Raw genomic sequence first — 25971 nt, 5'->3', positions numbered from 1 at the left:
ATAGACCTCCGGCGTGCTGCATACAAATCGGTTCTGGAATCAATTTCCTTCTCCCGCAGGATAAAAGAAATGTCCCGTGCCATCACAGGCCGGGACATTCCAGTTAAATATTTATTATTGTGCGCCAAAGCTTTTCACGAACCGGCGGAAGGCAGCCTGGCCTTCAGGTGTCCGTTTGTATACTCCGGCATGCTCCAGAATATGCGTGAACTTGGTGCCCACCTCGTTCTGGACTGTCTTGACGGCTTCTTCACGGCTAAGGCCTGTTCCAAAGCGTTCAACCAGCTCATCAATCCAGAAGGCGTGCAGCGCCAGCGCATGTCCCTCCACTGTCTTGACTGCCTCAAGCAGTGCCTTATCTCCGGCAAGAATACCGGCTACGGCATCAAGCTCTTCCTTCAGGCGGCCGGGAAGAATGGCCAGACCCATAACCTCAATCAGACCGATATTCTCCTTCTTGATATGGTGCATTTCGCGGTGCGGATGGAAGATCCCTTCCGGGTACTCCTCGCTGGTCCGGTTGTTGCGCAGCACCAGATCCATCTCGAAGCCGCCGTCTTCAGACCGGCGTACGATAGGCGTAACGGTGTTGTGCGGTGTCTGCATACCATCAACATCGCTGAATGCCAGTACATCGGCTTCTGGATCACTGTAGCCCTTCCAGGCTTCGTACAGCGCATTTCCGCATTCCAGCAGCACCGCCGGATCATTTCCGCCAAGACGCAGCACAGACATCGGCCATTTCACGATACTCAGACTCACACCGGGATAAGCCGGATGATTATAGTTGTCCTCCTTAGGCGCTTTCTGAATCGGGAACGAATGCCGCCCGCCCTGGAAATGGTCGTGAGTCAGAATGGACCCGCCGACAATCGGCAGATCGGCATTGGAGCCGATGAAATAATGCGGGAATGATTCAACAAAAGAAAGCAGACGCTTCAGCGTGTCCTTCGTCAGCTTCATCGGAACATGATCGTGATGGAACACGATGCAGTGCTCGTTATAGTAGACGTAAGGCGAGTACTGGAAGAACCATTTCTCTTTGTTCAGCTCAAGCGGAATGATGCGCAGGTTCTGGCGCGGCGGGTGGTTGACCCGGCCGGCATAGCCGACATTCTCGCGGCAGAGCTGGCATTTCGGATAGACCGGCGGCGGAAGCAGCCGGGCCATCGCGATTTCCTTCGGGCTTTTCTCCGGCTTGGACAGGTTGATCGTCATCTCGATATCGCCGTACGGCGAATCCTGCAGCCAGTAGACGTTCTTGGCGACGCGGTCCATCCGGATGTAGTTAGAATCTATGCTGAGCTTGTAAAAGCGGTCTGTAGCCGCTGCAATTCCCTGCTCAGCCGCAAGGCTCTTGAATTCGGCATTGACCTCCGACGGCCGGGCCATCAGCAGGCCCATGATTTTGGCATCCAGCAGGTCCCGGTACGTGTCGGTGTTCTCAGGGATGAGGCCAATAGTGAAGCCGTAATCGATCAGTACATCAAGCGGAGCCTGCGGGCTTTCGAGCGGAGCCTCACTGAACGCTTCGAGGTAAGGCTCGCTGAAGCCGAACTGGTCCAGCAGCTCATTGCGGCTGTAATCCACATCCGCCGGCTGAATCAGCTGCTGGTGCTGCGCGAACAGGACGAGCTGTTCAATGGCATACAGTGCCTGCTCCGCAGCGGGAGCAGCAGTATTATCGTTAGACATGTTAACTCTCCATTCTCCTTATTCAGGTGTAGCCTCTTATCTGTATTATTCTCCGTAGCCCTGCGGGTTGGCCGAATGCCAGTTCCAGGCGCTCTGGATAATTTCTTCAATATCTGCCTTCTGCGGATTCCAGCCCAGCACCGAGCGTGCTTTGGCCGAGGAAGCCACCAGCACTGCCGGGTCGCCGGCGCGGCGTTCCTGGGTAACAACCGGAATGTCCCGGCCGGTTACCTTGCGGGCGGATTCGATAACCTGCTTCACCGAGAAGCCCAGTCCGTTCCCGAGGTTGAATACATTGCTGGCACTGCCGCTGCGCAGGTACGTTACCGCACGGATATGGGCATCCGCCAGATCGCTGACATGGATATAGTCACGTACGCAGGTTCCGTCTTCAGTCGGATAGTCATCTCCGAAAACTGCGATGCTCTCACGCTGTCCCAGTGCTGTCTGCAGTACCAGCGGTACGAGATGGCTCTCCGGACGGTGGTCTTCGCCAATCTTGCCGCTGGCGTGTGCACCTGCAGCGTTGAAGTAGCGCAGCGCCACATATTTGATGCCTAGTACTTTATCGAACCACGCCATCATACGCTCCATAGTCAGCTTGGTTTCACCGTAGACATTCGCCGGCTCAGTGCGGTCGCTTTCCTCAATTGGCACCTTTTCCGGTTCACCGTAGGTCGCTGCAGTGGAGGAGAAGACGATTTTGTCAACACCGGCGTGCTGCATTGCTTCCAGAAGACACTGTGTGCCGTATACATTGTTGTCATAGTATTTAACCGGGTCCTTCATGCTCTCGCCAACTAGGGAGCTGGCTGCAAAGTGGATAACCGCTTCGATATTATTCTCAGAGAAGAGCTTTGCCAACAGCTCTTTGTCACGCAGGTCCCCTTCGTACAGCTTGCCGCCCAGCAGCGCCTCACGGTGCCCTGTCAGCAAATTGTCGATTACAACAACTTCCTCGCCGCGTTCAAGCAGCTCCGCTACCGTGTGGGAACCGATATACCCCGCTCCGCCTGTTACTAAAATTGCCATCTTACTTCACTCCTTCCAGTTCTTCTACACCGTTGCCGATGCCGCATACATAGAATTCGCCGGTCAGGCCGGTTCTTGCAGTGTAAGCTTCGCCAACTTCACGGATGAAGCGTTCCACATCATCTTCATGTACCAGTGATACGGTGCAGCCGCCGAAGCCTGCTCCGGTCATCCGGGAGCCGAGTGTACCCGGAATGCGCTGTGCTTCCTCCACCATTACATCCAGCTCTTCGCAGCTTACTTCGTAAAGGTCGCGAAGCGATACGTGGGAGTCATTCATGTACAGCCCGAACTGCTTCAAATCATTGTTCTTCAGCACTTCTACAGAGTCAAGCACACGCTGGTTTTCTTCCACAACGTGGCGGGCCCGGCGACGTACAGTTTCATCAGTGATTTTGTCCTGATGAAGCTCGAACTGCTCTGGTTTCATCTCTGCAAGATACGACAGGGAAGGTACTTCCTGCTTCAGGATCGCAAGAGCTTCTTCACATTGGCTGCGGCGCTCGTTATATTTGGAGTCTACAAGACCTCTCTTTTTGTTCGTATTTCCGATTACCAGCTTGTAGGCTCCGGTTGCAAATGGAACCAGGTTGTATTCCAGTGTGTCACACATCAGGAGGATTGCATGATCACGTTTGCCGTTAGCTACTGCGAACTGGTCCATAATCCCCGAGTTTACGCCGACATACTGGTTCTCAGCACGCTGGGACAAGAGGGCAATTTCAACGGTATCGGTATCTCCGCCCAGCAGGGACAGGAAAGCATAGCCTGTAACCACTTCTATGGAAGCAGAGGATGAAAGGCCGGAGCCGTTCGGGATTTCGCCGTGGAACAGCAGATCATATCCGCCGGAGAGCGGAAGATCCTTCTTGGCCAGCTCAACCAGGACGCCGACAGGATAGTCTACCCATTCGCCGGTTTTTGCTTTACCGATTTCACTGCAGTCGATGGAAGCTTCGTAAGGGAAATTCGTGGAAGCGAACTTCACCTTGCTGTCGCTGCGAGGACGCACGATCAGGGTTGTTCCGAAATCCAGTGCTGCCGGGAACACATAACCGCCGTTGTAGTCCAGATGCTCGCCGATCAGGTTCACACGGCCCGGAGCGTAGAATGCCCGCGCCTCCTCTGTGCTCTCTCCGTACTTCTCGATAAATTTGCTGTTAAGTTCCTGTATGCTCATTAATGCCACTCCATCCTTTCATTGTATCGCTGCGTCTTTGGAAGCTTGCTTGCGTTCTTTATGGTTACATTATAATAAAATCAGACTTGCCCTGATAATGCAATCATGTGTGTAATGTATGGATAAATGTGACTTTACGCGTTATACTTTGTTCAGGCAGGATCTTAGCTTCTGAAGCCGCCGCCCTGCGCGCAGGGCATTGAGAGCGTTAACCCATGGAAAGGATCTGTCAGCGTGGAACATACTTATTCCGTAGGATCAAATCCCGTATACTTCGAAAACCAGAATCTGCATGTGCTGTTTGCCGGCGAAAGCCAGACTCTGCCGGTCCATCAGGCCGGCCCCAAAATCTACGATTATTACCTGCTTCACTTCATTGAATCCGGCTGCGGCCTGTTCACAACCGAGCACCGTAAATATGAGCTGGGGCCGGGCGACTGCTTCCTGATCCACCCCGGACAGCTTGTCAGCTATGTCTCAGACCGGCAGCAGCCCTGGCGTTACCGCTGGGCTGCCTTCACAGGGGCCGGTGCCGACAGCCTCGTGCTCCAGGCAGGCTTTGCGCCGCAGCAGCCGGTGCTGTCCACGGCAGAAGGGACAGTAATCCCTATTGCCCTTGAAGGGATGATGCAGGCTTTTTACGCCAACAAGGATAGCGCCCACCTTACTTCGCTCGGCTACTTGTATCTTGTGATTGGCGAAGCAACGGAACGCCATCTCTCTGCGTCCCGGCTGCCGGGGGCAGAATCCCAGGTCAAGCGCACGGTGAAGCAGATGATTCATTATATGGCTTCCCAATATGCCCATCCGGTATCCATCGAGCAGATGTGCGCCAGCCTTGGCTACAACCGTGCCTATTTGTCACGGATTTTCAAGCAGGAGACGGGGCTCTCTCCGGTGACTTACCTGCTTAAGCTGCGCATCGAGAAATCACGCCAGCTGCTGCGCGAACGCCCTGAGCTGTCCGTCGAGCAGGTGGCTGCTTCGGTAGGGCTGACTGATGCACTGTACTTCTCGCGCCAGTTCAAGCGCTTCTGCGCCCAGTCCCCGACCGCCTACCGGCTGGCAACAGCCAGACACGGGGAGAAATAGCCGTGCCGTTGCCCGCCGGGTACGTTCCCTAAGCGGCTCACGGTTCATGCCACCGTTCTTATACTTGTCTGCCAGCCTTGTCTTTATGTAGAGCAACAGCCCGTCTCCTTCCAGGAAACGGGCTGTTGCTCTACTGTAGCTAAATGGCAATATACAACTGTATGGCTATACGGAATGTTTGTACTAATGCCGTATCTTCAATTATAGCCTGTAAGGTTAGGCTGATTATAGATCGTTCAGGGTTACCGATCTTACGGGAATAATTCAACAAGGTTCCCGCTTATCAAGCTAAGTGGAAAACCGCCTACTAATTTTGGCTTACCAACCGGTTGGAAGAATCTAGATGGAAAAATGCCACTTAATCATACCATTTTCGCTCCAAACGGCGGTTTAACCTAAAATAAGCTGCGATTTCCCAACTAAGCTTTAGAATAGCTGAAAAACAGCGAAAATAAGTGGCGAAAATCCACCTAAATGCTTGGGACGAAAATGCCAGCGTCTCAGCGGTTCTTGAACAATAGCTGAACTCCCGCCGTTTCCGTATAATCGACACTCCTGCACGCAATTAAGCTTTGTGCTTCAGGTACGATTCTTTATTCAGCCTGGTACCGTCAGCAGACAATGGCTCAAACCTCGCTCTCGGTCTTCAGGATCGTTTCGATCCGGTCCAGCTCCTCCTGCGAGAATTCCGGATGGGACAGGCAGGCAATATTCTCCTCAATCTGGCTGATCCGGCTGGCACCGATCAATGCCGAGGTTACCTTGCCGTCCCGCAGGGTCCACTGCAGCGCCAGCTGCGCCAGGCTCTGGCCGCGCGTAACAGCAAGCTGGTTAAGGGCACGGATTTTACGCTGCACCTCCGGCGTTATCCCGCTCTCATTGAGTGCTGCAGATGGGCCGGCAGCCCGTGAATCTTCAGGAATCCCGTTAAGGTACTTATTGCTCAGCAGCCCCTGAGCCAGAGGAGTAAAGGCAATGCTGCCGACCCCGTTCTCCTCCAATACCTGCTGCAGTCCGCCTTCGATCCAGCGGTCCAGCATCGAATAACGCGGCTGATGGATCAGAAGCGGCGTTCCCAGCTTGTTCAGAATCCGGACCGCCTCCACCGTCTGCTCCGCCGTATAATTCGATAAACCGATGTAGAGCGCCTTGCCCGAACGCACAGCATAGTCGAGCGCCGCCATCGTCTCTTCAAGCGGTGTCTCCGGGTCCGGGCGGTGCGAATAGAAAATATCGACATAATCAAGTCCCAGGCGCTTCAGGCTCTGGTCCAGGCTGGCAAGCATATATTTCCGCGAACCCCAGTCACCGTAAGGACCCGGCCACATATAATATCCCGCCTTGGTGGATATCACCATTTCATCGCGGTAAGACGAAAGCTCACGGCTCAGCACCTTGCCGAACAGCTCCTCCGCGGAGCCCGCAGGCGGGCCGTAGTTATTCGCCAGGTCAAAATGGGTAATGCCGAGATCAAACGAGCGTGTGATCATCTCCCGGCCGTTCTCGTAGGCATCGATCCCGCCAAAGTTATGCCACAGCCCCAGCGAAACTGCCGGAAGCTTGAGGCCTGACCTGCCCGTACGGTTATAACGCATCATTTCGTAACGTTCATCGCTAGCCACATATACCATTGCCGATCCCTGCCTCTCGCTAACCTTGATTCCTTCACTACCCTATTTTAAACCTTGTGCCGCCGTTATAATCTGTGATTGCCCCTAAGCTGTGTCACAGCTGCTCCATTATCCTTCCCATAACCTCTCCGATCCGGTCAGTAATGATCAGGTCAGCCCGGTGATCATAGGGAGTAGACTCTCCGTTCAACAGGACGGTATGGCGGCCGTTAAAATAAGTAATAAGGCTGGCAGCAGGCTGCACAGTCAGCGAAGTACCGCCGATAATCAGCAGATCGGCAGCGGCAATCGCCGCAACAGATCCCACCAGCACGTCATGATCAAGCTCCTCTTCATACAGCACCACGTCCGGCTTGATAATTCCGCCGCAATCCTTGCAGCGCGGAACACTATCTGCTGAGCCCGTAATTGCCTCTACAGGATAAAAGCGCCCGCAGCCCATGCAGTGATTGCGGTGAATTGAGCCATGCAGCTCAAATACAGCGCGGCTGCCCGCCTGCTGGTGCAGGCCGTCAATATTCTGGGTAATCACCGCCTTCAGCTTACCCTGGCCTTCAAGCTCAGCGAGCAGCCGGTGCGCGCCGTTCGGAGAAGCTTCCGGATGAAGCATTTTACTACGGTAGAAATCAAAAAAAATGTCCGGTGAGGACATAAAAAAACGCCGGCTGAGCATTACCTCAGGCGGATAAGGGGAGTTATGCTCAGACTGATACAGCCCTGCTGCAGAACGAAAATCGGGAATTCCGCTTTCGGTCGAGGTTCCGGCTCCTCCGAAAAATACAATATTGCCGCTGTTCTTAATCCAGGAAACCAGAGTCTGCACTTTATCCATAGCCAGCACACGCATCCTTTCTTTCAGCAGATATTAACCTGTAATGGCAAGCTGATGATAACCGGCGATAACCGTATCCGCATCCAGCAGATGACCGGAGCCCCCTTCCGGAGATATCCCGACAGACAGCCGCAGGCCGGCACCCTTACCGAGCTGCATATCCGCATTGCTGTCACCAATTATTACGGTATTCTCCGGCAGCACACCGAGCTCGCGGCAGGCTGTTTCGGCCATCTCCGGAGCCGGCTTGCCAAGCCTGACACGGTCTCTTGTGACTATAGTCTGAAAAAATCCGGCGATACCCATCCATTCCAGATGTTCACCGGTTGTATTTGATCCGTCGGAGGTCACAACGCCCAGCTTCAGCTTTGCTGCTGCACATTGCTGCAGAAACGGCAGCAGGCCCGGGAGAGGCACTGCGGTACGCCGTGAACGCAGCCCGTTCATCGCCTCTTTGACAATAATATTTATGCGGGTTACAGCTTCGTTCCAGGGTATCCCTGCATCGTACAGATGCCAGGCCAGAATGCCGGTGGTCTCTTCAGCAGTCGCCATAGCCAGCGGCCCGGCAGGGTCATAGCCGGTCATCCGGCCGTCAGCGCCGTGCCGGGTCCCGAGCACACGGGACAGATCAGCCGGGCGGCTGCCGCTTATGAGCGCCAGCTGACTATCCAGCCCCTCCAGCACCAGCTCAGCCCAGACTCCCCAGGTTGCGAGCAGATCAAGCAAGGTGCCGTCCTTATCGAATAGTATGCTCTGGCAAGGTACAGCCATATTGTTAACATGCAGTAGCGGCATCACCCGCCTCCTCTCAGCTGCCTATGGGAATCAGCGCAGGTTGCCCAGCCAATCCAGCATGGCCCGCGCAGTGCGGGTCTGCTGCTCCTCTTCGGTAATCGCCGCCTCTCCGTCGCCCTTCTGCGGCCCGTAGCTGCCAAACTGGGCGTGATTGCCCCCGGTAATGGAGAAATAGACAGTATTACCGGGCAGATAGCTGCGGCCTTCACTGTAATTGTCCCTGTTGACCACTGTATCCGCTGTTCCGAGTACCGATAAGACAGACAGCGTTGTGTCCTTCAGACTGCCCTTTTCATCAGGATAAGAGGCCAGAAAAAAGACACCCTCAAGCTGCTCCTCATGCCCGGCTGCATAACGCGAAGCCATAACACCGCCAAGCGAGTGGCCGCCCAGCACAAAGGACTGCTCAGGATGCGCACGGATGATATCCTCCGCTGCATCCCCCTTGATCACGGCCAGATTGAGCGGCATTTTGGCTATGTAGAACGGATGCCCTGCGGCGGCAAGTCTTTTGGCCAGAGGCGCGTAGGCCTCCGCTTCTACCAGCGCGCCGGGGTAAAAAATAACGGCAGTCCCGCTTATGACCGCAGGTTCAAAGGAAATCCAGCCGTCCGTCTGCTCCACAGTGATTCCACCGGCTGAGAGCAGCGCTGTTTCGGCATTGTGCGCCGGCGCATACGGTGTCAGATACCTCCACAGCAGAAGACCTGCAATGACCAGAAGCACCGCAAGTGACAGGAGAATTCTGCGTCTTTTTATCGTTTTGTTCAATTAGATTCACTCCCGAGTACTGCATACGAAAATTATAGTGGAATCACTGAAATCAAACAACCTTCAACATATCGCCACAAATAATCGCTCTGATAGCGCTTTCTGTTGTGATAGAATTCACAATAATTAAAGACAAAATCATGTATTTTAAAATTAAGTTAAAATTTTTGCATAGTGCAACTTTGGGGGTTAGGTCATGGTAAGGGAAAGCACGCTGGAGTCGCGCGGAGAAGCCTTTTTTCTTAACCTGCGCTTTATGCTTATCGTCACTGTATTTGCCGGCAATGCGATCGAGCCTCTAATCAGCCGTATGGACGGCCTGCACGGGCTTTATATGTGGATTTTCAGCTTTCATATGCCGCTGTTTGTACTGGTAACCGGTTATTTCGCCAAAAAAAGCCTTGCCGGCGGCGCAGGACGCAAAGTACTCCTGCAAATCGGTATGCAATACCTGATCTTCCAAACCCTGTATTCTGCACTGGACGTTTCCCTTTTCCAAGTAAATGGCATTCATCATTCCGTATTCGCACCTTATCTGCTCCTTTGGTTTCTGGCCAGTCATGCCTGCTGGCGCCTGCTGATGCTGGGAATGGGCAAATGGTCTGCAGCCGCGCAGATTGCCTTTGCTGTAACAGCCGGTGTAGCGGTAGGCTATCTTCAGGTTGATGGCGTCTGGTTCAGCATCAGCCGCACCTTTGTCTATCTGCCTTATTTCGTAATCGGCTATCACTTCTCTTTCGGCGCATTTACCAGGATATACCGTAAATATGTTAAGGCTGCTGCTGCCGCTGCCTCCCTGGTGCTCCTGGCCGTTCTAATCCTGCTAAGCCCCGAGCTGCCGCTTGGGTGGCTGTACGGCAATATGACTTATATGCAGCTTGGCGCTGCAGAATGGTATGCAGGTGTCTACCGGCTGGCGCTGTACGCTGTGCAGATCGCAGCATCCCTGGCCTTTCTCGGACTCGTGCCTTACGGTGTGAGCCGGATGACCGACTGGGGCCGCCGCACGCTGTATGTATTCCTGCTTCACGGCATTGTTGTCCGGCTGGCTGCGGTCTCAGGAATCTACAGCTATATCGGCAACGCTGCCGGAGCCGTTCTGCTGCTGTTCGCAGCCGTGCTCTGCACCGTGCTGCTGGCCCGGCCGGCCGTCAAGCGCTGGCTGCACCCGCTGGTTGAACCTCCAGTGGACTGGATGATTACCCTGCAGCGCGCCGCACTTCGCCGCACGCCTTAAAAGTCACCACATCCCCTGCAACTATAAACGCCTGGCTCCTTAAGCGGTTATCCGCTGATCGGGAGCCGGGCCTTTATGCGTTAAATAGAGCTTCCGACAATTAATTTTCCGGCAGCGTGTAACTTATCTTCATTATAATGTTCTGTCCGTAATCCCCGAATCACTTTGGATTATTAATTACAGTTTGCATTCAGATCACAATCTGATCCGCATAACCCGACAAACTTCACACTGCCCGGTAGAAAAAGCAGGCCTTTTATGATAGACTCACTAATAACAATGGCTGGCTGCCTGCTTCGGGAGGCTGGTTAGACCCTGTTAAATACGGCATTGTTTTTTATAGAAACGGCTCCGCCCTCCTTCTGCATGAAGCTGGACCCCGTTCTTTCTATAAACCGCAGATGCGCATCTTTCGGGATTGCAATGCGTTAATGCGACACTATATCCGTTCAACAAATTTCGGGAGGGAATGTAATTATGGCAGCCAAGAAAATGCGTTCAGACATGATTAAAAAAGGCTTCGACCGGGCTCCGCACCGCAGTCTCCTGCGTGCCGCCGGCGTAAAAGAAGAGGATTTCGGCAAACCGTTCATTGCGGTCTGCAACTCCTACATCGACATCGTACCTGGACACGTCCATCTTCAGGAGTTCGGCAAAATCGTTAAGGATGCCATCCGCGAAGCCGGCGGCGTTCCTTTTGAATTCAATACGATCGGCGTTGACGACGGAATCGCTATGGGCCACATCGGTATGCGCTATTCGCTGCCAAGCCGCGAGATCATCGCCGATGCACTGGAAACGGTTGTTTCCGCGCACTGGTTCGACGGCATGGTCTGCATTCCCAACTGTGATAAAATCACCCCGGGCATGATGATGGGCGCCCTGCGCGTCAACATCCCGACTATCTTTGTCAGCGGCGGGCCGATGAAGGCCGGCGTTGACAGCAAAGGCAACAAGCTCTCGCTTACTTCTGTATTCGAAGGCGTTGGCGCGCATCAGGTCGGTAAAATCAACGATGCTGAGCTGCTCGAACTTGAACAATTTGGTTGTCCTACCTGCGGCTCCTGCTCGGGTATGTTCACAGCCAACTCCATGAACTGCCTGGCTGAGGCCATGGGCCTTGCTCTTCCGGGTAACGGCACAATCCTCGCAGTAGCTGAAGAACGCAGAGACTTTGTCCGCAAATCAGCGACCCAGCTGATGGAGCTGATCAAGCTGGATCTGAAGCCGCGTGATATCGTAACCAAGGAGTCACTGGACAACGCCTTCGCACTCGATATGGCGATGGGCGGATCGACAAACACCGTGCTTCACACATTGGCTTTGGCTCAAGAAGCTGAAATTGATTATCCGCTCGAACGCATCAATGAAGTGGCTAACCGCGTACCTTATCTGGCCAAGCTGGCACCTGCCTCCGACATCTTCATCGAAGACGTTGACCGGGCTGGCGGCGTAAGCGCCGTGCTGAACGAGCTGCTCAAGAAGCCGGGCGCCATCTATGGCGACTGTATGACCGTTACCGGCAAAACACTGGCCGAGAATGTCCGCGGCCACGAGATCCTGGATACCAGCGTTATTCATAAGCTGGAGAATCCTTACTCCGAGGTAGGCGGCCTGGCTGTCCTGTACGGCAATCTGGCACCGGAAGGTTCCATCATCAAGGTTGGTGCAGTTGACGCTTCTGTCGGCGGCTACCACAAAGGACCGGCAATCTGCTTTGACTCCCAGGAAACTGCACTGGAAGGCATTGCAAACGGCAAGGTTAAAGAAGGCCATGTCGTAGTTATCCGTTATGAAGGTCCTAAAGGCGGTCCGGGCATGCCGGAAATGCTCGCCCCTACTTCCCAGATCGTCGGCATGGGCCTTGGCGCCAAAGTCGGCCTGATCACGGACGGACGTTTCTCCGGTGCATCCCGCGGGATCAGCATCGGCCATATCTCACCGGAAGCTGCAGAAGGCGGCCCGATTGCATTCGTTGAAGACGGCGACATCATTGAGCTGGATCTGATCAACCGTAAGATTGAGCTTCTGGTCGATGAAGAAACACTGGCTACCCGCCGCACAGGCTGGAAAGGCTTTGAGCCAAAGGTCAAAAAAGGCTACCTGGCCCGTTATTCCGCACTCGTTACCAATGCAAGCAAGGGCGGCGTGCTGAAGATTTAATAATCGTTGTGTGCAGGTCCCGGACGTTTAATGCGTCCGGGACTTTTTTATGTGCGGACCTTTGCTTCATACGCGTCCGGGGCTCTTTTGGATGAAGTGAAAGACTAATGCCGGCGTTTACAGGTATAGCCTCTGCCAGATGAATAACTGCACTTTGTACAATTAAAAGGCCTGTTTTTTCCGGAATTGCCCATATAGCTGTATTCTGTGCAACTATCTGGCCGTATAAAGCTGGTTTGGGCCGTTTCCGGATGAAATAGCTGCACAAAGTACATTTATAAGGCCGCGCCCCCCGGAGATGACCGTTTTTAATTGTATAAAGTGCAGCTAAGCTAATCAGCAGGCGGGTAATCTAATCTGCCAATTTTATTCCGGATGTAGACGAAAATGTAAATACGGCAGCATTGCGGATAACAAAAAAAGACAGGGGCTCAAAAGCCCCCGTCCTATCCTGTACTGAACAAGTTATAATAATAATTGCCTGATAATTAGTATACCTAACCGATTGCTAAGTAAATTATGTCCGCTCAGCTGACAAATTAACGAATCCATAAGGACGATCAGATTAATGGACAGCTGTCGCGCCCGGAAGCTCCGGTTCCAGAGCCATTTCCTCTTCGCGCACCCGCTCCCGCACCTTAACCTGCTTCTGCGGCCGCTGCTGGTTCATCTGGTCAAGCAGCTGGGATACCGGCATCAGTATCATTTTGGGCACCAGCACCTCACTTCGTTCTTTGAGACGTGCGCCGCCGGCCGGGTGAATCACGCTGAGCAGTACACTCAGATAAAACTTGGTTGACCGGGCAAACCAGCCGTCCGGCAGATCCAGCACCATGAAGCCGAACTTCTCAGGCCCGCGGTTAAGCATGCTTACCCCGTATAACGCTTTGGCTTCTGCCAGTTCCACGTCAGCCGCAATCCGCTCCGCCAGGACCGGCAGGTCCTTTTGCATGCGGCGGATCATCCGGATGGCGAGCTGTGCGGAAGACCGGGCGTGAACACCGAGCTCGAACAGCTGCCTGTTGTCGATATGCAGCTCGATAATCTGGTCGCCTTTGACCAGCCGCTCGCCGTTCTCCATCTGTACCGGCTCCCCCTGGTACTTGCGCAGCCGGTAATGCAGGAACGGGTCAGCGGGAGCGATCGTCTTGATCCGGAACATGAACTGGAAGCATTGTTCCCAGATCAGCCACAGTCCGACGAGCAGCCGTTTGCCGAAGGATAGCCGCATGATCGGGGAGGCTTGCACCTGTTTGATCATATCGTCGATCCGAATGCTGCGCAGCCCGCGGCTGTCTGCCTCCTGCAGCATGCGCTCCAAGGCAATCAGCATATGCTCCGGCGCATTGGGATCAGCACCCAGCGTTGTACCGCAATCATGCAGCAGCATGACTTCACCCGGGCCGAGCTTGCTCATCAGCTTGCCGGTCAGACGCTCAGCACCCAGCTTTTCCTTCCAGTCGCCGAACATCGCAGACCACAGAACGATCTGTACCTGACGGCGCTTTGAGAAGTCAAACAGATTGACGATGCCCCACGGCGGACGGTAATACGTGCTGCGCACACCGGTAATACTGTAAATAATGTCATCTGTGCGCTTAATCTGCTGCTTCACGGTGGCGGGCCGCATCAGCCAGTTGGTTTTGTGCACATAATTATGGATGCCGATGAGATGGCCCTCATCATGGATACGCTTAATAATCTCCGGATTCTGCTCGGCGTGTGAGCCGACGACAAAAAAGGTCGCCTTGGCATCATATCGTTTCAAAAGATCCAGCAGCAGCGGTGTATAGCGCGGGTCCGGACCGTCGTCAAAGGTCAAGGCAAATTCACTGCGCCCGATGCCTTTGCGGAAGACGCGGTAGCCGAATATTCTGCTGATCATTCCGGGAATGAAAGCATAAAAGGTAGAAATGTAAAATAACCAGAGCAGCAAAGTCTGCATGTATATTCCCCGCTTTTCCAGAGTTGACTTTGGCTCGTTTTACAGGTACGGCCAAGTAGAAGAACAGTTAGATGTCTCATGATTTTTCCGGCGGACAGATTCCGCAAAAAAACATTACCCCCTATTTTAACACAGGTCATAAAGAAAAAGACGCATTATTATTAAAATCGTGTACAATGAATGGAAGCTAAATTTGTCAATTTCTCTAAAAAGAAACCAAGAACATACTCAAACGTAAAATCAACTAAATTCAATTTGACGTTATTAAAAAGGAGTCGTGTTAATCTATGCTGCCGCTGTACAAAAAATATTGGCGAACATTTTTCGATATCGGGCTGGTCGTGCTGACAGTGTATCTGGTTATGCTCGCATTCAGCAAGCTCTATCAGCTCGCCGCACCCGTATTTCTCTCTTTTTTCGTCTTCCTGCTGATTGAGCCGCTGGCCCGTTTCCTTAACCGCAAAGGCCTCGGCAAGCCCTTCGCCTCAGCCATCTCGGTGCTGCTCTTCCTGGTCATTCTGCTCGGCATTCTGTTTGGCGCCGGCCTGCTTATCGCTACACAAGCAATGCAGTTCCAGGAAAGCCTGCCAAAATATACGGCTATTGTCCAGGAGCATTTTGCCGAAGCCACTACATATCTCCAACAGCAGATTGATGCGCTGCCGGCCGATCTGACAGACAAAATCAACGGCTATTTTACCGATGCCACCAACGTCCTCTCGGGCTGGCTGGTCATTTTCTTTAAATATATGATTGGAGCGCTTGGTTCCTTCTCTTCCTTTATGGGGAATTTCGGAATTGCCATTATTCTCGCCTTTTTCCTCAGCATGGAGATCAAGGACTGGCGCAAAATTGCCCATGATAAAATGCCCAAGACATTCAAAACTGCCTACGCTTTTGTCCAGGGCAATGTATTTAAGGCTATCGGGTCCTACCTTAAGGCACAGATGATTCTAATTAGCATCACCTTTGTAATTGTACTGGCCGGCCTGCTCATTCTTGGAACCGGTAATGTATTAACGCTGGCGCTGGTATGTGCCGTATTTGATATACTGCCGCTGCTCGGAGTATCGACCATCCTGATTCCCTGGATCATCTACCTGTTCATCGTCGGCAACACTTCACTTGCAATCGGGCTTATTGTGCTGCTCGCTGTGGTGCTGATCGTACGTCAGCTGCTGGAGCCGAAGATTACCGGCAATTCCATCGGCGTTTCCTCTGCTTTTCTGATGCTGTCGTTCGTCATCTTCTCGATGTCTGCCTTCGGTGTCGCCGGACTGATTCTGTCGCCGATTCTGCTTATTCTGATCAAAGAGCTTATTCAGCAGGGTTATCTGCAGCGCTGGATTTACCTGCCGCAGGAGGAATTCATTGTGTCACCGTTTGCCGCTTCAGACCCTTCAACTGCCGGAGGCACGAAATCCGGCGATCCGGCAGCTGAACCTCCGGCCCCGGGTCAGGCTCCGGATGAGCCTGACAGCAAATCAAAGATCTGACCGAAGAGGAGGGTTGCGGTATGCTGGCTGCCGGGATCTACATTCTCTACGGCAACGGATACGGCATACCGGGGATGATCTGCCGGCCCATAGCCGATAAACCATTGGTTGTTACGCGGCATCCCCTTCACCAGGGTCTGGGCTGTACCTGACTTGCCTGCCACCGGCCAATGCGTACTGCGCAGGCGCCTGCCGGTTCCTTCAGTTACTACCAGCCGCATCCAGGACAGCAGTGTCTGTGCTGTCTGTCTGGAGACGGCGCCGGCGGCAGCCGGCGCCAGGTGCGCGGGCAGCTCCTGCAGCGTCTGCCCGTTCCGGAAGGCGACGCGCTGCAGAATGCGCGGCGCCCGCACTTCCCCGCCATGCAGCAGCGTCACAACCAGATTCGCCGCCTGCAGCGGCGTCATGGTTACATCCCGCTGGCCAATGGCGGTCTGCACCCTGGCCCCGGCGTCGTCGGGAACCAGGGTGCTGAAGATCCGGCCCGGCTGCTCGCCAGCCAGCGGCCGGAGCACCGGCTGGCCCAGCGTATCCGCGGCCTGCCAGCCGATGTCTCTTCCCAGGCCGAGCGCAAGCGCAGCGGCCTGGAGCTGGGCGCCGCTGAGCCGCTCGGCCAGCGAAGCGAATACGGTGTTACAGGACACGGCGAACCCTTGCGCCAGCGTGAGGGAGCCGTGTTCTTTGCCGTGCGGGCAGGACAGGTGATACTTGCCGAATTGGCCGGAGCAGAAGAACCGTTCCTCCGGTGAGGTTACGCCGGCTTCAAGCGCTGCGGCAGCCGTTACAAGCTTAAAGACCGAGCCGGGAACCGCCGCCTGCAGCGCCCGGTTATTCCACTCGCCGCCTTCAGGCGAGATGCGGTCCGGATCATATAAAGGCAGAGACACCATGGCCGCAATGTCTCCTGACCTGGAATCCAGAACAACTACAGCTCCTTCCTTCACCCCAGCCTCCACCGCCAGCTGTTCTATCCCCTCCTGCAGCTTTTTGTCAATCGTAGTGTAGACTGAAAGCGGATAATAAGGATTGCCCGGCGCCTTTACCTTGAGCGGGCTGCCGGGCAGGCGGTTGCCGCGGGCATCGACCTGCACATAGACCTCGGTATGGCCCACTCCCTGCAGCAGCGGCTCCAGCGTCTTCTCAAGCCCGTCCATGCCGGCAAGCGGAACCCGCAGACCAGTGGGCGACTGCTTAGCGACTGCCGGTGCCAGCTCCGACAAATAGCCCAGCCACTGGCGTCCTGTCGCCGCTTCGTCATATCTGCGGACATACGGCAGCGCGCGCACACCGTTGACCGCAAGCGCCTCCACCTGCTCCGCCTGCTCGGGAGTCAGGGCTATGGGGCTTCTGCCCCCTGCCGAAGGCCAGAGCAACGGCTCTTTCAGCCCGCTGATACGGCTCTCCAGCTCGCCGTATGACACTCCAAGGACAGCAGCAAGCTGCTTCAGCTTGCTGCTGTCTCCTGCTGCCGCCGTCTCCTCCTGCGGAAAAAAGGCCGCTGTCCATACCGTCTCTCCGGCCAGCGGTCTCCCGTTGCGGTCATAGAGCCTCCCCCGCCCGCTATCGAGTACGGTTTCCCGTTCGCTTTGAATCGCCGCCATCTGTGCCATAGTATATGCCGCTCCCGGAACAGCCCGGTGCTTCAGCACAAGCTGCACCCAGGCCAGCCTGATTACAAGAACTCCAATAAGAGCCGACAGTATTAGCAGGCTCCAGACAATACGCTTATTAAGGTGCTTGTGCAATGTTATTCCCCCTGCTGCTACCTGTACATCAACGGTTCAGGCCTTGTGGCTTTTATTATGCCCACCTTCCCGATAAATACCAAAAATTCGTCAGCGGTATACAAAATAAGCCTAAAACCACAAAAAACCGTACCCTTCTAAAGAAGAGTACGGCAGAATAGCCACTATAGCGCTGTATACGCTTTGTATTCTACACACTGAACCTGGCCAGCCGTTCCCTGAGCTTCAAGGATGCATTCTCCAGCTTGCCGGACAGCTCGACCAGATAATCGCTCACATTCTGCTGTTCACCGCTGAGCGAAGCCACCTCCTCAGAAGCTGCCGACGATTCTTCGGCAAAGGAGCTGACATTGCCGATCGTCTCCGACAGCCCTTTTTGCGACTGGCTTAATCCTGCGATGGAATCCGATACGGAATCCAGCCTGGCAATGAACTGGTTCATCCGCTCCTGCACAGATACGAAAATTTCACTGGTATCCTGCACAGAAGCCATCTGCTCCGAGAATAGCGGCGCCACTTGAGATAAGGCGTTCACGGTATCGTTGATATCCTGCATTATAGTCTCGGTAATGTCTGCGACCACGGCAATGGAACGCTTGGACTGGTCGGCAAGCTGGCGGATCTCATCAGCCACCACCATGAAGCCGCTGCCGGCCTCGCCTGCCCGTGCTGCCTCAATCGTGGCATTCAGTGACAGGATATTGGTCTGCTGCGTAATGTTTTGCATGACATCCAGCACCTTAATGACTGAGGATGCTGTCTCCTGCAGCTCGTTCACCTTTTGAACCAAGGTGCCTGTCATTACACCTGTGTTCCCCGTTCTGACCAGCAGCTCCTGCAGCTTCGCAACCCCCTCCTTGCTGGATTGCCCGACACTGTGTGCGGTGCTGCTCATTTCCTGTGCTGCAGCGATAACCTGGGCCGTCTGGCCGGATATTCTCTCCGTCATTTCATTGCCCCGGTCGGCCTCCAGCGCCAGACTGCCTGCTCCGCCGGCAATCTCTTCTGTCGCAGAAGCGATATCCTTCGCAGCCATTGCTGTCTTGCGGGACGCATGTCCCAGTGCATCCGCCGTTCCAAGCACTTCAAGCGCTGTCTCATTGGTGTGTACCACCAGCTCGTTAATCCGCTCCATCATCATATTAAATGAGCCGGATAGCTGCCCAATCTCGTCACGGGACTTCACTTGAGTACGTACCCTGAGATCTCCCTCGGCTCCCTGGAACATTAATGTCTTTAGCCGGTTCAGCGGACCTGAGACCATCCTTACCATCCAGAAGCCGATCAGCACTGCGATAACCGCAGCTGCTGCAACGGCAATATACGTGGTATTCAGAATTAGTCCGGCATCCTTGATGAGATTGTCCGAAGGAACAACGCCGAGTACTCTCCACCCCGAGCTTGCCAGCGTACCGTATACCGCCAGAATTGATTTTCCCTGTTCATCACGGGTTGGCAGTGAGCCGGAATCCTTGTTCAGTCCATTAAAAAGTGTTCCGCCCAGACGCAGATAGGAATCTGCTTCCTGGTGCTGCGAGGTGGCGATCAGCTCATCCTTGTCTGTCAGCAGCTGGATATAAGAATCCATTCCAAGACTGACCTTGCTAAGCTGGCTTTCAATTTCAGCAGTCTTGATATCGCACACAGCAATATAGCCTGCGCTGCCGGAAGCTTCTGCCGACTTGGCAAAATGAAATACTCCTGTGTTCTCGCCCTGCTTGAGCCCCTGCGTGATCCAGAGACTCTGAGGCTGATTCTGCAGCTGACTGAACCAGCCGTTTTGTTTCATCCCTTCTATAAAAGCGCTGTCTGCCGTACCAGATACCAATACCGGAAGACTATCCTCCAGCGGAACCAGATATACAGCCTGCATATTTCCCGCCGCTTCAAGCCAGGCATCCAGCTCCGATTGAATCGAGGCAGCCGCTGCTGCCTTAGCCTCCGCCTCTGCACCGGACGCTGTGCCGGACTGGACGGCCTGCCTGATCGTTTTGTTGTAAAACAGCTCCCCCAGCCTATCCTCAAAGCGCAGCAGGATCACATCCAGCTTCTCCGCTGTCTGCTGCACCGTCTGTTCATTCGCCGCCAGGGCGTTAGTTTCAATCGTATGTTTGGCTACAGAATACGAAGTATAGCCGAGTGACAGAACAATCCCCATAGTCGTGATAAAAAACACCAGAAATAACCGCATCCCCAGTGACTTGGAAGGATTCAGCCACGCGGGTCCGCTGCCGACTTTTCTTAATTTACTCACAAAAAACCACCGCCAAATCTTCATTATTGTTGCACACAGCCGCCATTAATCATAAACGAAAAGGACTGCAAATGCTGTGATTTTGTTGTATCCGGTGATAGCTGCTGAAGATTACTCAAAATGATTGTTATCCCTACCCTGATTCATCTGTTTCCCCTCTTGAAATCACCACTGAAAAGGGTTATAACTAAATTGTATGATTAAATTATTGTTTTGTTATTATATTGTAGCTAACTAACAATAACAAAATCACTTATTTTATCACTTCTTATTGATAAAATTTGTAAATCGGAGGTTGTAGAATGTCACGGCTTAATGAATATATCGGAGGGGTAACCTGGGGCTTCATGGGCAAACGCGGAACATGGGCAACAGAGGCTGCCGGGACCTCAATGGAACTTATGAAATCGGTTACGGGAGCTAACTGGACAGCCATTGCCTTTAGCGCCTTCCAGGCGACTGCCCAGTCCACGAATATCCCTTACCAGGAAGCACCGACGGTTACTGACTATGAAGTGCTGTGGGCTATCCGCAAGGCCAAAACGCTCGGTCTGAAGGTCTGTCTCAAGCCGATCGTCAACTGTGCTGACGGAACCTGGCGGGCACATATTAACTTTTTTGACAAAGATGTTCCTTGCGAGCCCAAATGGTCAGACTGGTTCCGCTCTTATACCGCTTTTATTCTGCATTATGCGAGGATTGCCGAAGAAACCGGCTGCGAAATGTTCTGCATCGGCTGTGAAATGGTCCAGACTGACCGGCGTGAAGCAGAATGGCGCACGCTGATCGCTGAGGTCCGCAAAGTATATAACGGTGTCATCACGTACAACTGCGACAAGTATCAGGAGGCTAATGTAACCTGGTGGGATGCTCTCGATGTGATATCGTCCAGCGGCTATTATCCGGAAACGGACTGGGAAGCCCAGCTCGACCGGATTGAGCCTGTCGTGCAGGCGCACGGCAAGCCCTTCTTCTTCATGGAAGCCGGATGCCCAAGCCGCAGCGGAAGCGCCGCGATCCCCAATGACTGGTCGCTGCCGGGCGGGCCGGATCAGGAGGAGCAAAGCCGCTTCTACCAGGCGATGTTCAGTGCATGCCAAAAGCGCAGCTGGGTGCAGGGCTTCATGCTCTGGGACTGGCCGGCAGAGCTTTATCCGCTGGAGGAAGCTGCAGCCAATGATGATTATTGTATGTACGGCAAGGCTGCCGCACCTGTTATCAAGCACTTTTTTACTACTACAATAAATAGTCAGGAGTGAATGTTACCTTATGAAAATAACAACTGAAGCATGGCTGAACGCACTTACGAACGAGCTGCAGAACAATATTCTCGGCTTCTGGATCAAGCACACACTGGATGAAGAGCACGGCGGCTTCGTCGGCGAAATTGATAATCAGCTCAACGTGATTGCCGGGGCCGAGAAGAGCCTGGTGCTTAATGCGCGGATTCTCTGGACCTTTGCTACAGCCTACCGCACCTATGGTTCGGCGGAATATCTCAGTATGGCTGAACGCGCTTACCGTTATCTGCTGGAGCATTTCCTCGATAAGGAATATGGCGGATTGTACTGGATGGTTGACGCATCCGGTGTCCCTTCCCAGCCTAAGAAGCAGGTGTACGGCCAGGCTTTTGCCATCTATGCGTTGGCTGAATACCATCATGCTACCGGAGATCAGAATGCGCTTAAGCTTGCTGTAGAGATTTTCCGCGTCCTGGAGAAGCACAGCTATGATCCTCTTTATAAAGGTTATATTGAAGCGCTCTCCCGCGAATGGGAGGTTACGGATGAATTGTCGCTCAGCGATAAGGATATGAATGAGAAAAAATCGATGAATACCCATCTGCACGTCCTTGAGGGCTATACCGGGCTGTACCAGGTATGGAAATCCGAGGAGCTGCGGGTGAAGCTGGCCGAGCTGATTAACACGATGCTTGATCATATCGTTGATGATCAAGACCGTCATTTCCACCTGTTCATGGATGAAGAGTGGCACATCAAATCGGACATCACCTCCTACGGCCACGATATTGAAGGCAGCTGGCTGCTGGTGGAGGCGGCTGAGGTGCTGGGTGATGAAGCGCTGCTGGAGCGTGTGCGTAAGGTTGCCGTTACTATGGCCGAAGCAGTTCTGGCTGAAGGAATCGACAAAGACGGCGGAATCTGGAACGAGGCTGTACCAAGCGGCCTGCTGAATGAGGAAAAGGACTGGTGGCCCCAGGCTGAAGCAATGGTCGGCTTTTATAACGCTTATCAGCTGACACAGGATACACGTTATCTGGATGCCTCGGCAGCAGTATGGGAATTTATCGACCGTTATATCGTTGACCATAAGCTGGGTGAATGGTACTGGGCGGTGGATGAGCATCTGCAGCCTCTGGCTCACGCGCCTAAGGTCAGTGCCTGGAAGTGCCCTTATCATAACAGCAGAGCCTGCTTCGAAATGATCGGACGCCTGCAGGCCGCCGTAAAGGAGACTCACTAATGACAGCATTATTCGAAGAACGCAAGGCACAGCTGACACAGCGGTACGAGACCCTGATTGCCCGTAAAAATGAAAAGCTGCCCTACGGCAACGGGATATACGACCGGTACGTTTATCCGCTGCTGACCGCAGAGCATGCTCCGCTGATCTGGCGCTATGATTATAACCCTGAGACTAATCCTTACTTTGCAGAGCGGATCGGCGTAAACGGTGTCTTCAATCCCGGCGCAATTGAGCTGGACGGCAAATTCTATATTATAGCCCGTGTTGAAGGCAACGACCGTAAATCCTTCTTTGCCGTCGCCGAGAGTGACAGCGGAGTGGACGGTTTCCGTTTCTGGGTTCATCCGGTTGTTCTGCCTGAGACCGGAGAACCGGACGTCAACGTCTATGATATGCGTCTTACCAAGCATGAAGACGGCTGGATCTACGGGCTGTTCTGTACCGAGCGCAAGGACCCGGATGCGCCGCATGGCGACCTGTCCAGTGCAGTGGCGCAGTGCGGTATCGCCCGCACCAGGGACCTGAAGAGCTGGGAGCGCCTAGCCGACCTGCGGACCGGCTCCGCCCAGCAGCGCAACGTCGTGCTGCATCCGGAGTTTATAGACGGTAAATACGCTTTCTACACCCGTCCGCAGGACGGCTTCATCGACGCCGGCTCCGGCGGCGGCATCGGCTGGGGGCTATCCGATACTATTGAGAATGCGGTCATCGGGAGCGAGACGATCATCGACCAGCGCTACTATCATACGGTCAAGGAAGTGAAGAACGGCCAGGGGCCCGCTCCGATCAAAACCCCGCGCGGCTGGCTTCACATCGCCCACGGCGTGCGTAATACCGCTGCGGGTCTGCGTTATGTGCTGTATGTTTTCCTCTCTGACCTCAATGAACCGAACAAGGTTACCCATGCTCCAGGCGGACACTTCATCGCACCGGACGGGGAAGAACGCGTCGGTGATGTCTCGAATGTCGTATTCTGTAACGGTGTAATCGCCCGTGACAACGGGGAAATCTACATGTATTACGCATCCTCAGATACCCGGGTGCATGTAGCAACCACCACAGTCGATCAGATGCTCGATTACGTGCTGAACACGCCGGAAGATCCGCTGCGCTCCTACGCCTGCGTCCAGCAGCGGATCGAACTGATTAACCGCAATCTGCAGCTCTAATGTTATTCACATGTAAAAGAACAGGCGCCGCCGGCAGAGCTCAACGTATCTGCAGGCGGCGCCTATTCGCCTTTTATATGCGCTTACCGGTTAGTTCGATTTCCTCCACCTAATTCCATTAAAAACAATTATTTTCAATAATTAGTTAGAAAATCGCCAGCTATTTCGTACGATATACCACTTTTCAGGTAATTCGGTTAATTTTAGTGGACTTTTTCCCACTAATATCCTTACAGCCGAGATTGAGAAGGATTTAGCGGGTGAAATTCCACTTATTTAAATGAATACACACTATCCATCCCTATGAAGCGATGTTTTCCTGTTTTGCAAACAGGGTACAATGGAATCAGAGCCGAAATAGCTACGAGGAGGTTAAGAGATGAAACCGCGTATTTCCGTTATAACGCTGGGAGTGGATGACCTGGAGCGGTCGCTGGAGTTCTACCGTGACGGGCTGGGCCTGCCGACAGAGGGGATTATCGGGACGGAATTCGAGCACGGGGCTGTTGCTTTTTTTGAGCTGCAGGCAGGTCTCAGGCTGGCTCTGTGGAAACGCAGGGATTTGGCCGATGACAGCAGGCTACCGCAGACTCCTGCCAGTCCGACTGAGTTTTCTCTGGCCCACAATGTAGGCAGCCGTGAAGAAGTAGACCTGCTTATCGCCGAAGTGCGGCAGGCCGGCGCGGTCATTACCGTACCTGCTCACGATACCTTCTATGGAGGGTATGCCGCCTATTTTCAGGACCCTGACGGGCATTTATGGGAGGTGGCCTGGAACCCGGCCTGGGAGCTTCCAGAGTGATTACAGCTTACACTATTCAAGCCAGGCACTTCACCGGCGGCATACAGCGCTTAGACAGCAATAAATGCCGCCGGAGTGCCATCCAGAGCAGGATCGATATCTTCACAGATCGGCTTGCATCCCGAATCTAATACTCCTCCCCGTCGTCCCCCTGTACTTTAGCATTTAGCCCGGCAGCAACCCCGATCATCTTCTCAATTACAAAATCATCCGCACCCGCTACCGTAATCCGCCCGTCTGTGTATTTAAAAGAGATCTGTTCATCTTCTTCCGCCAGCCAGTTAAAAAAGTCCCCGGCAATATCCAGTGTCCCGAATGGACTCTTTACTGAAAGTCCGCTGCTGTAATTAAAATCTGCCTGTCCGGCAAAATACGCTTTTGCTTCCTCCAAGGAAATCGGATTGCTTCCGCTCTCCGTCCAGTGTTCCGTCCGGGTAATGTGCACATCATAACTCATCCGTTTGTTCACTCCAATTAAAAGATAATAAATTTTAAGGCTTGATTCATGCCGTCTTACACGTTCAGCTACGCGGCTCAGCCACCGAATCCCTGTGGACAATATCAGCGGCAATTAGGATTTTTTCCAGCGGTGAAGACGGGCTGTTAATCCGGTGCAGCAGCTTCTCGACCGCGGCCCGCCCCATCGCTTCCTTCGGGACATGCACAGTAGTCAGCGGCGGAATACCTCTGGCAGCATCGTCAATATTGTCAAAGCCGGTCACGGAGATAGCCTCAGGAACGGACATGCCCTCCTCCTCAAGTACTTCACATACTGTCAGGGCAATAAAATCATTGCCGCACAGCAGCGCAGTCGGGACATTCCCCTCACGCTTCCGCTTCAACAGCCACTGCTTGAATTCCTCATGAAAAACAAGCGAATCCATCCCTTCCTGCATCAGCAGCACATCATTGCCCTGCTGAGGCTGAATTCCTCCTTCTTCAAGCGAACTGCGGAAGCCGATCCAGCGGTCCCTGAAGCTGCGGGAATAACGGATCGGACCAATGAAATGCTGCTGTGTGTGGCCGATTCCCAGCAGATGATTGCTTAGCCTCGACATGGAGTCCATGTTGTTCGCAAATACAGTGTCGCTTGGAATCAGCGGGTCCTCATGATCAATCAGCACCATCGGCAGGCCGATCCGGTGAACCTCCAGCAGCAGTGAGGTTGATATTGTACCTACACCGACCAGTCCCAGCAGGCCGCCGGGATTCAAAATATTAACGAAGTTGTCAGCCCGGTGCTCCGAGACAATTACCATGCCCAGCCCCTGTTCATCCAGTGCTAAGGCAATGCCGTCTACAATTTTGCCCCAATACAGCGAATCCTGCGTCTGGGAACGGATATTGGGCATCAGCACCAGCACCGACTGCTTGTTGCGGTCACCGCCGGCCGCTTGGGCAGAGCGTTTTGTGCTCTGCATGTATGCATTTTTTTGCGTGAAATAACCAAGCTGTGAAGCCGCCTGAATGACTCTTTCTCTCGTTGTTTCATTAACTCCCTCCTTGCCGGACAGGGATTTCGAGACGACGAATTTGGACACTCCGAGATGGTCTGCTATGATCTGCATCGTAACTTTTTTAGCCATATGTATTCCTCCAGCGGTTGATTCCGTTATCATAACTTTTACCTAACAAAATAATT

The 25971-nt window shown here is 53.6% G+C and carries 20 protein-coding genes; 8 read left to right on the top strand and 12 right to left on the bottom strand.

The window, feature by feature from the left end:
* Positions 1-114: 114 nt before the first annotated feature.
* Genes R70331_RS08680 through R70331_RS08670 form a run of 3 tightly spaced genes read right to left on the bottom strand, consistent with a single transcriptional unit; the run spans position 115 to position 3907 of the window.
* Positions 115-1695 carry a UDP-glucose--hexose-1-phosphate uridylyltransferase gene (locus R70331_RS08680; protein WP_042174605.1) on the bottom strand — a complete coding sequence of 527 codons (1581 nt, stop codon included), beginning with the start codon at positions 1693-1695 and terminating at the stop codon, positions 115-117.
* A 45-nt stretch (positions 1696-1740) separates the two neighbouring features.
* Complete coding sequence (galE, locus tag R70331_RS08675; protein WP_042174603.1) at positions 1741-2727, bottom strand: UDP-glucose 4-epimerase GalE; 987 nt, start codon at positions 2725-2727, stop codon at positions 1741-1743.
* Between the two features lies 1 nt (position 2728).
* The gene (locus R70331_RS08670) at positions 2729-3907 is read right to left on the bottom strand and encodes a galactokinase (protein WP_042174600.1); all 1179 of its coding nucleotides are present in this window, start codon (positions 3905-3907) and stop codon (positions 2729-2731) included.
* Between the two features lie 234 nt (positions 3908-4141).
* Between R70331_RS08670 and R70331_RS08665 the strand changes: the two genes are divergently transcribed.
* Positions 4142-4999, top strand: a complete 858-nt coding sequence (locus R70331_RS08665) for an AraC family transcriptional regulator (RefSeq protein ID WP_042174598.1) — start codon at positions 4142-4144, stop codon at positions 4997-4999.
* A gap of 626 nt (positions 5000-5625) precedes the next feature.
* Here R70331_RS08665 and mgrA read toward each other — a convergent pair.
* The 4 genes from mgrA to R70331_RS08645 form a co-directional block, all read right to left on the bottom strand.
* Positions 5626-6630, bottom strand: coding sequence for an L-glyceraldehyde 3-phosphate reductase (gene mgrA, locus R70331_RS08660; protein WP_042174596.1), 1005 nt, complete (start codon positions 6628-6630; stop codon positions 5626-5628).
* A gap of 94 nt (positions 6631-6724) precedes the next feature.
* A complete protein-coding gene (locus R70331_RS08655; RefSeq protein WP_042174594.1) occupies positions 6725-7462 on the bottom strand; it encodes an NAD-dependent protein deacylase in 738 nt (245 codons plus the stop codon).
* A gap of 33 nt (positions 7463-7495) precedes the next feature.
* Entirely contained in the window at positions 7496-8260 is a 765-nt protein-coding gene (locus R70331_RS08650) for an HAD family hydrolase (RefSeq protein WP_042174592.1), read from the bottom strand.
* Between the two features lie 30 nt (positions 8261-8290).
* Complete coding sequence (locus R70331_RS08645; RefSeq protein WP_042174590.1) at positions 8291-9031, bottom strand: alpha/beta hydrolase; 741 nt, start codon at positions 9029-9031, stop codon at positions 8291-8293.
* Positions 9032-9227: 196 nt separating this feature from the next.
* Between R70331_RS08645 and R70331_RS08640 the strand changes: the two genes are divergently transcribed.
* Positions 9228-10268 (top strand): acyltransferase family protein, encoded by a 1041-nt coding sequence (locus R70331_RS08640; RefSeq protein WP_042174588.1) that lies wholly within the window; start codon positions 9228-9230, stop codon positions 10266-10268.
* 477 nt (positions 10269-10745) lie between these two features.
* A complete protein-coding gene (gene ilvD / locus R70331_RS08635) occupies positions 10746-12431 on the top strand; it encodes a dihydroxy-acid dehydratase (protein ID WP_042174585.1) in 1686 nt (561 codons plus the stop codon).
* A gap of 565 nt (positions 12432-12996) precedes the next feature.
* On the opposite strand, the gene R70331_RS08630 is transcribed toward ilvD, so the two are convergent.
* The gene (locus tag R70331_RS08630) at positions 12997-14376 is read right to left on the bottom strand and encodes a polysaccharide deacetylase family protein (RefSeq protein WP_042174583.1); all 1380 of its coding nucleotides are present in this window, start codon (positions 14374-14376) and stop codon (positions 12997-12999) included.
* Positions 14377-14663: 287 nt separating this feature from the next.
* On the opposite strand from R70331_RS08630, the gene R70331_RS08625 reads away from it, so the two are divergent.
* Entirely contained in the window at positions 14664-15872 is a 1209-nt protein-coding gene (locus R70331_RS08625) for an AI-2E family transporter (protein WP_042174581.1), read from the top strand.
* Here R70331_RS08625 and R70331_RS08620 read toward each other — a convergent pair.
* Together R70331_RS08620 and R70331_RS08615 are read right to left on the bottom strand one after the other, a co-directional pair.
* Complete coding sequence (locus R70331_RS08620; RefSeq protein WP_042174579.1) at positions 15833-17617, bottom strand: peptidoglycan D,D-transpeptidase FtsI family protein; 1785 nt, start codon at positions 17615-17617, stop codon at positions 15833-15835. The genes R70331_RS08625 and R70331_RS08620 overlap by 40 nt on opposite strands.
* 190 nt (positions 17618-17807) lie before the next feature.
* Positions 17808-19871 carry a methyl-accepting chemotaxis protein gene (locus R70331_RS08615; protein WP_052418981.1) on the bottom strand — a complete coding sequence of 688 codons (2064 nt, stop codon included), beginning with the start codon at positions 19869-19871 and terminating at the stop codon, positions 17808-17810.
* A gap of 302 nt (positions 19872-20173) precedes the next feature.
* On the opposite strand from R70331_RS08615, the gene R70331_RS08610 reads away from it, so the two are divergent.
* The 4 genes from R70331_RS08610 to R70331_RS08595 all read left to right on the top strand — a co-directional run bounded on the left by R70331_RS08610 (position 20174) and on the right by R70331_RS08595 (position 24329).
* Entirely contained in the window at positions 20174-21130 is a 957-nt protein-coding gene (locus R70331_RS08610) for a glycoside hydrolase family 113 (protein ID WP_042174577.1), read from the top strand.
* 10 nt (positions 21131-21140) lie between these two features.
* Positions 21141-22355 carry an AGE family epimerase/isomerase gene (locus R70331_RS08605; RefSeq protein WP_042174575.1) on the top strand — a complete coding sequence of 405 codons (1215 nt, stop codon included), beginning with the start codon at positions 21141-21143 and terminating at the stop codon, positions 22353-22355.
* Positions 22355-23527, top strand: coding sequence for a glycoside hydrolase family 130 protein (locus R70331_RS08600; RefSeq protein ID WP_042174573.1), 1173 nt, complete (start codon positions 22355-22357; stop codon positions 23525-23527). Before R70331_RS08605 ends, R70331_RS08600 begins: the two co-directional genes overlap by 1 nt.
* A 379-nt stretch (positions 23528-23906) precedes the next feature.
* Positions 23907-24329 carry a VOC family protein gene (locus R70331_RS08595; protein ID WP_042174570.1) on the top strand — a complete coding sequence of 141 codons (423 nt, stop codon included), beginning with the start codon at positions 23907-23909 and terminating at the stop codon, positions 24327-24329.
* 127 nt (positions 24330-24456) lie between these two features.
* On the opposite strand, the gene R70331_RS08590 is transcribed toward R70331_RS08595, so the two are convergent.
* Both R70331_RS08590 and R70331_RS08585 read right to left on the bottom strand, forming a co-directional pair.
* The gene (locus tag R70331_RS08590) at positions 24457-24786 is read right to left on the bottom strand and encodes a hypothetical protein (protein WP_042174567.1); all 330 of its coding nucleotides are present in this window, start codon (positions 24784-24786) and stop codon (positions 24457-24459) included.
* Positions 24787-24850: 64 nt separating this feature from the next.
* A complete protein-coding gene (locus R70331_RS08585; RefSeq protein WP_042174564.1) occupies positions 24851-25915 on the bottom strand; it encodes a LacI family DNA-binding transcriptional regulator in 1065 nt (354 codons plus the stop codon).
* Positions 25916-25971 lie beyond the last annotated feature (56 nt).

The sequence above is a fragment of the Paenibacillus sp. FSL R7-0331 genome (assembly GCF_000758645.1).
Lineage (GTDB): Bacteria > Bacillota > Bacilli > Paenibacillales > Paenibacillaceae > Paenibacillus_AQ > Paenibacillus_AQ camerounensis.
The sequence above is the reverse complement of the archived record's forward strand: the minus strand, read 5'-3'. Positions and strand labels throughout refer to the sequence as shown.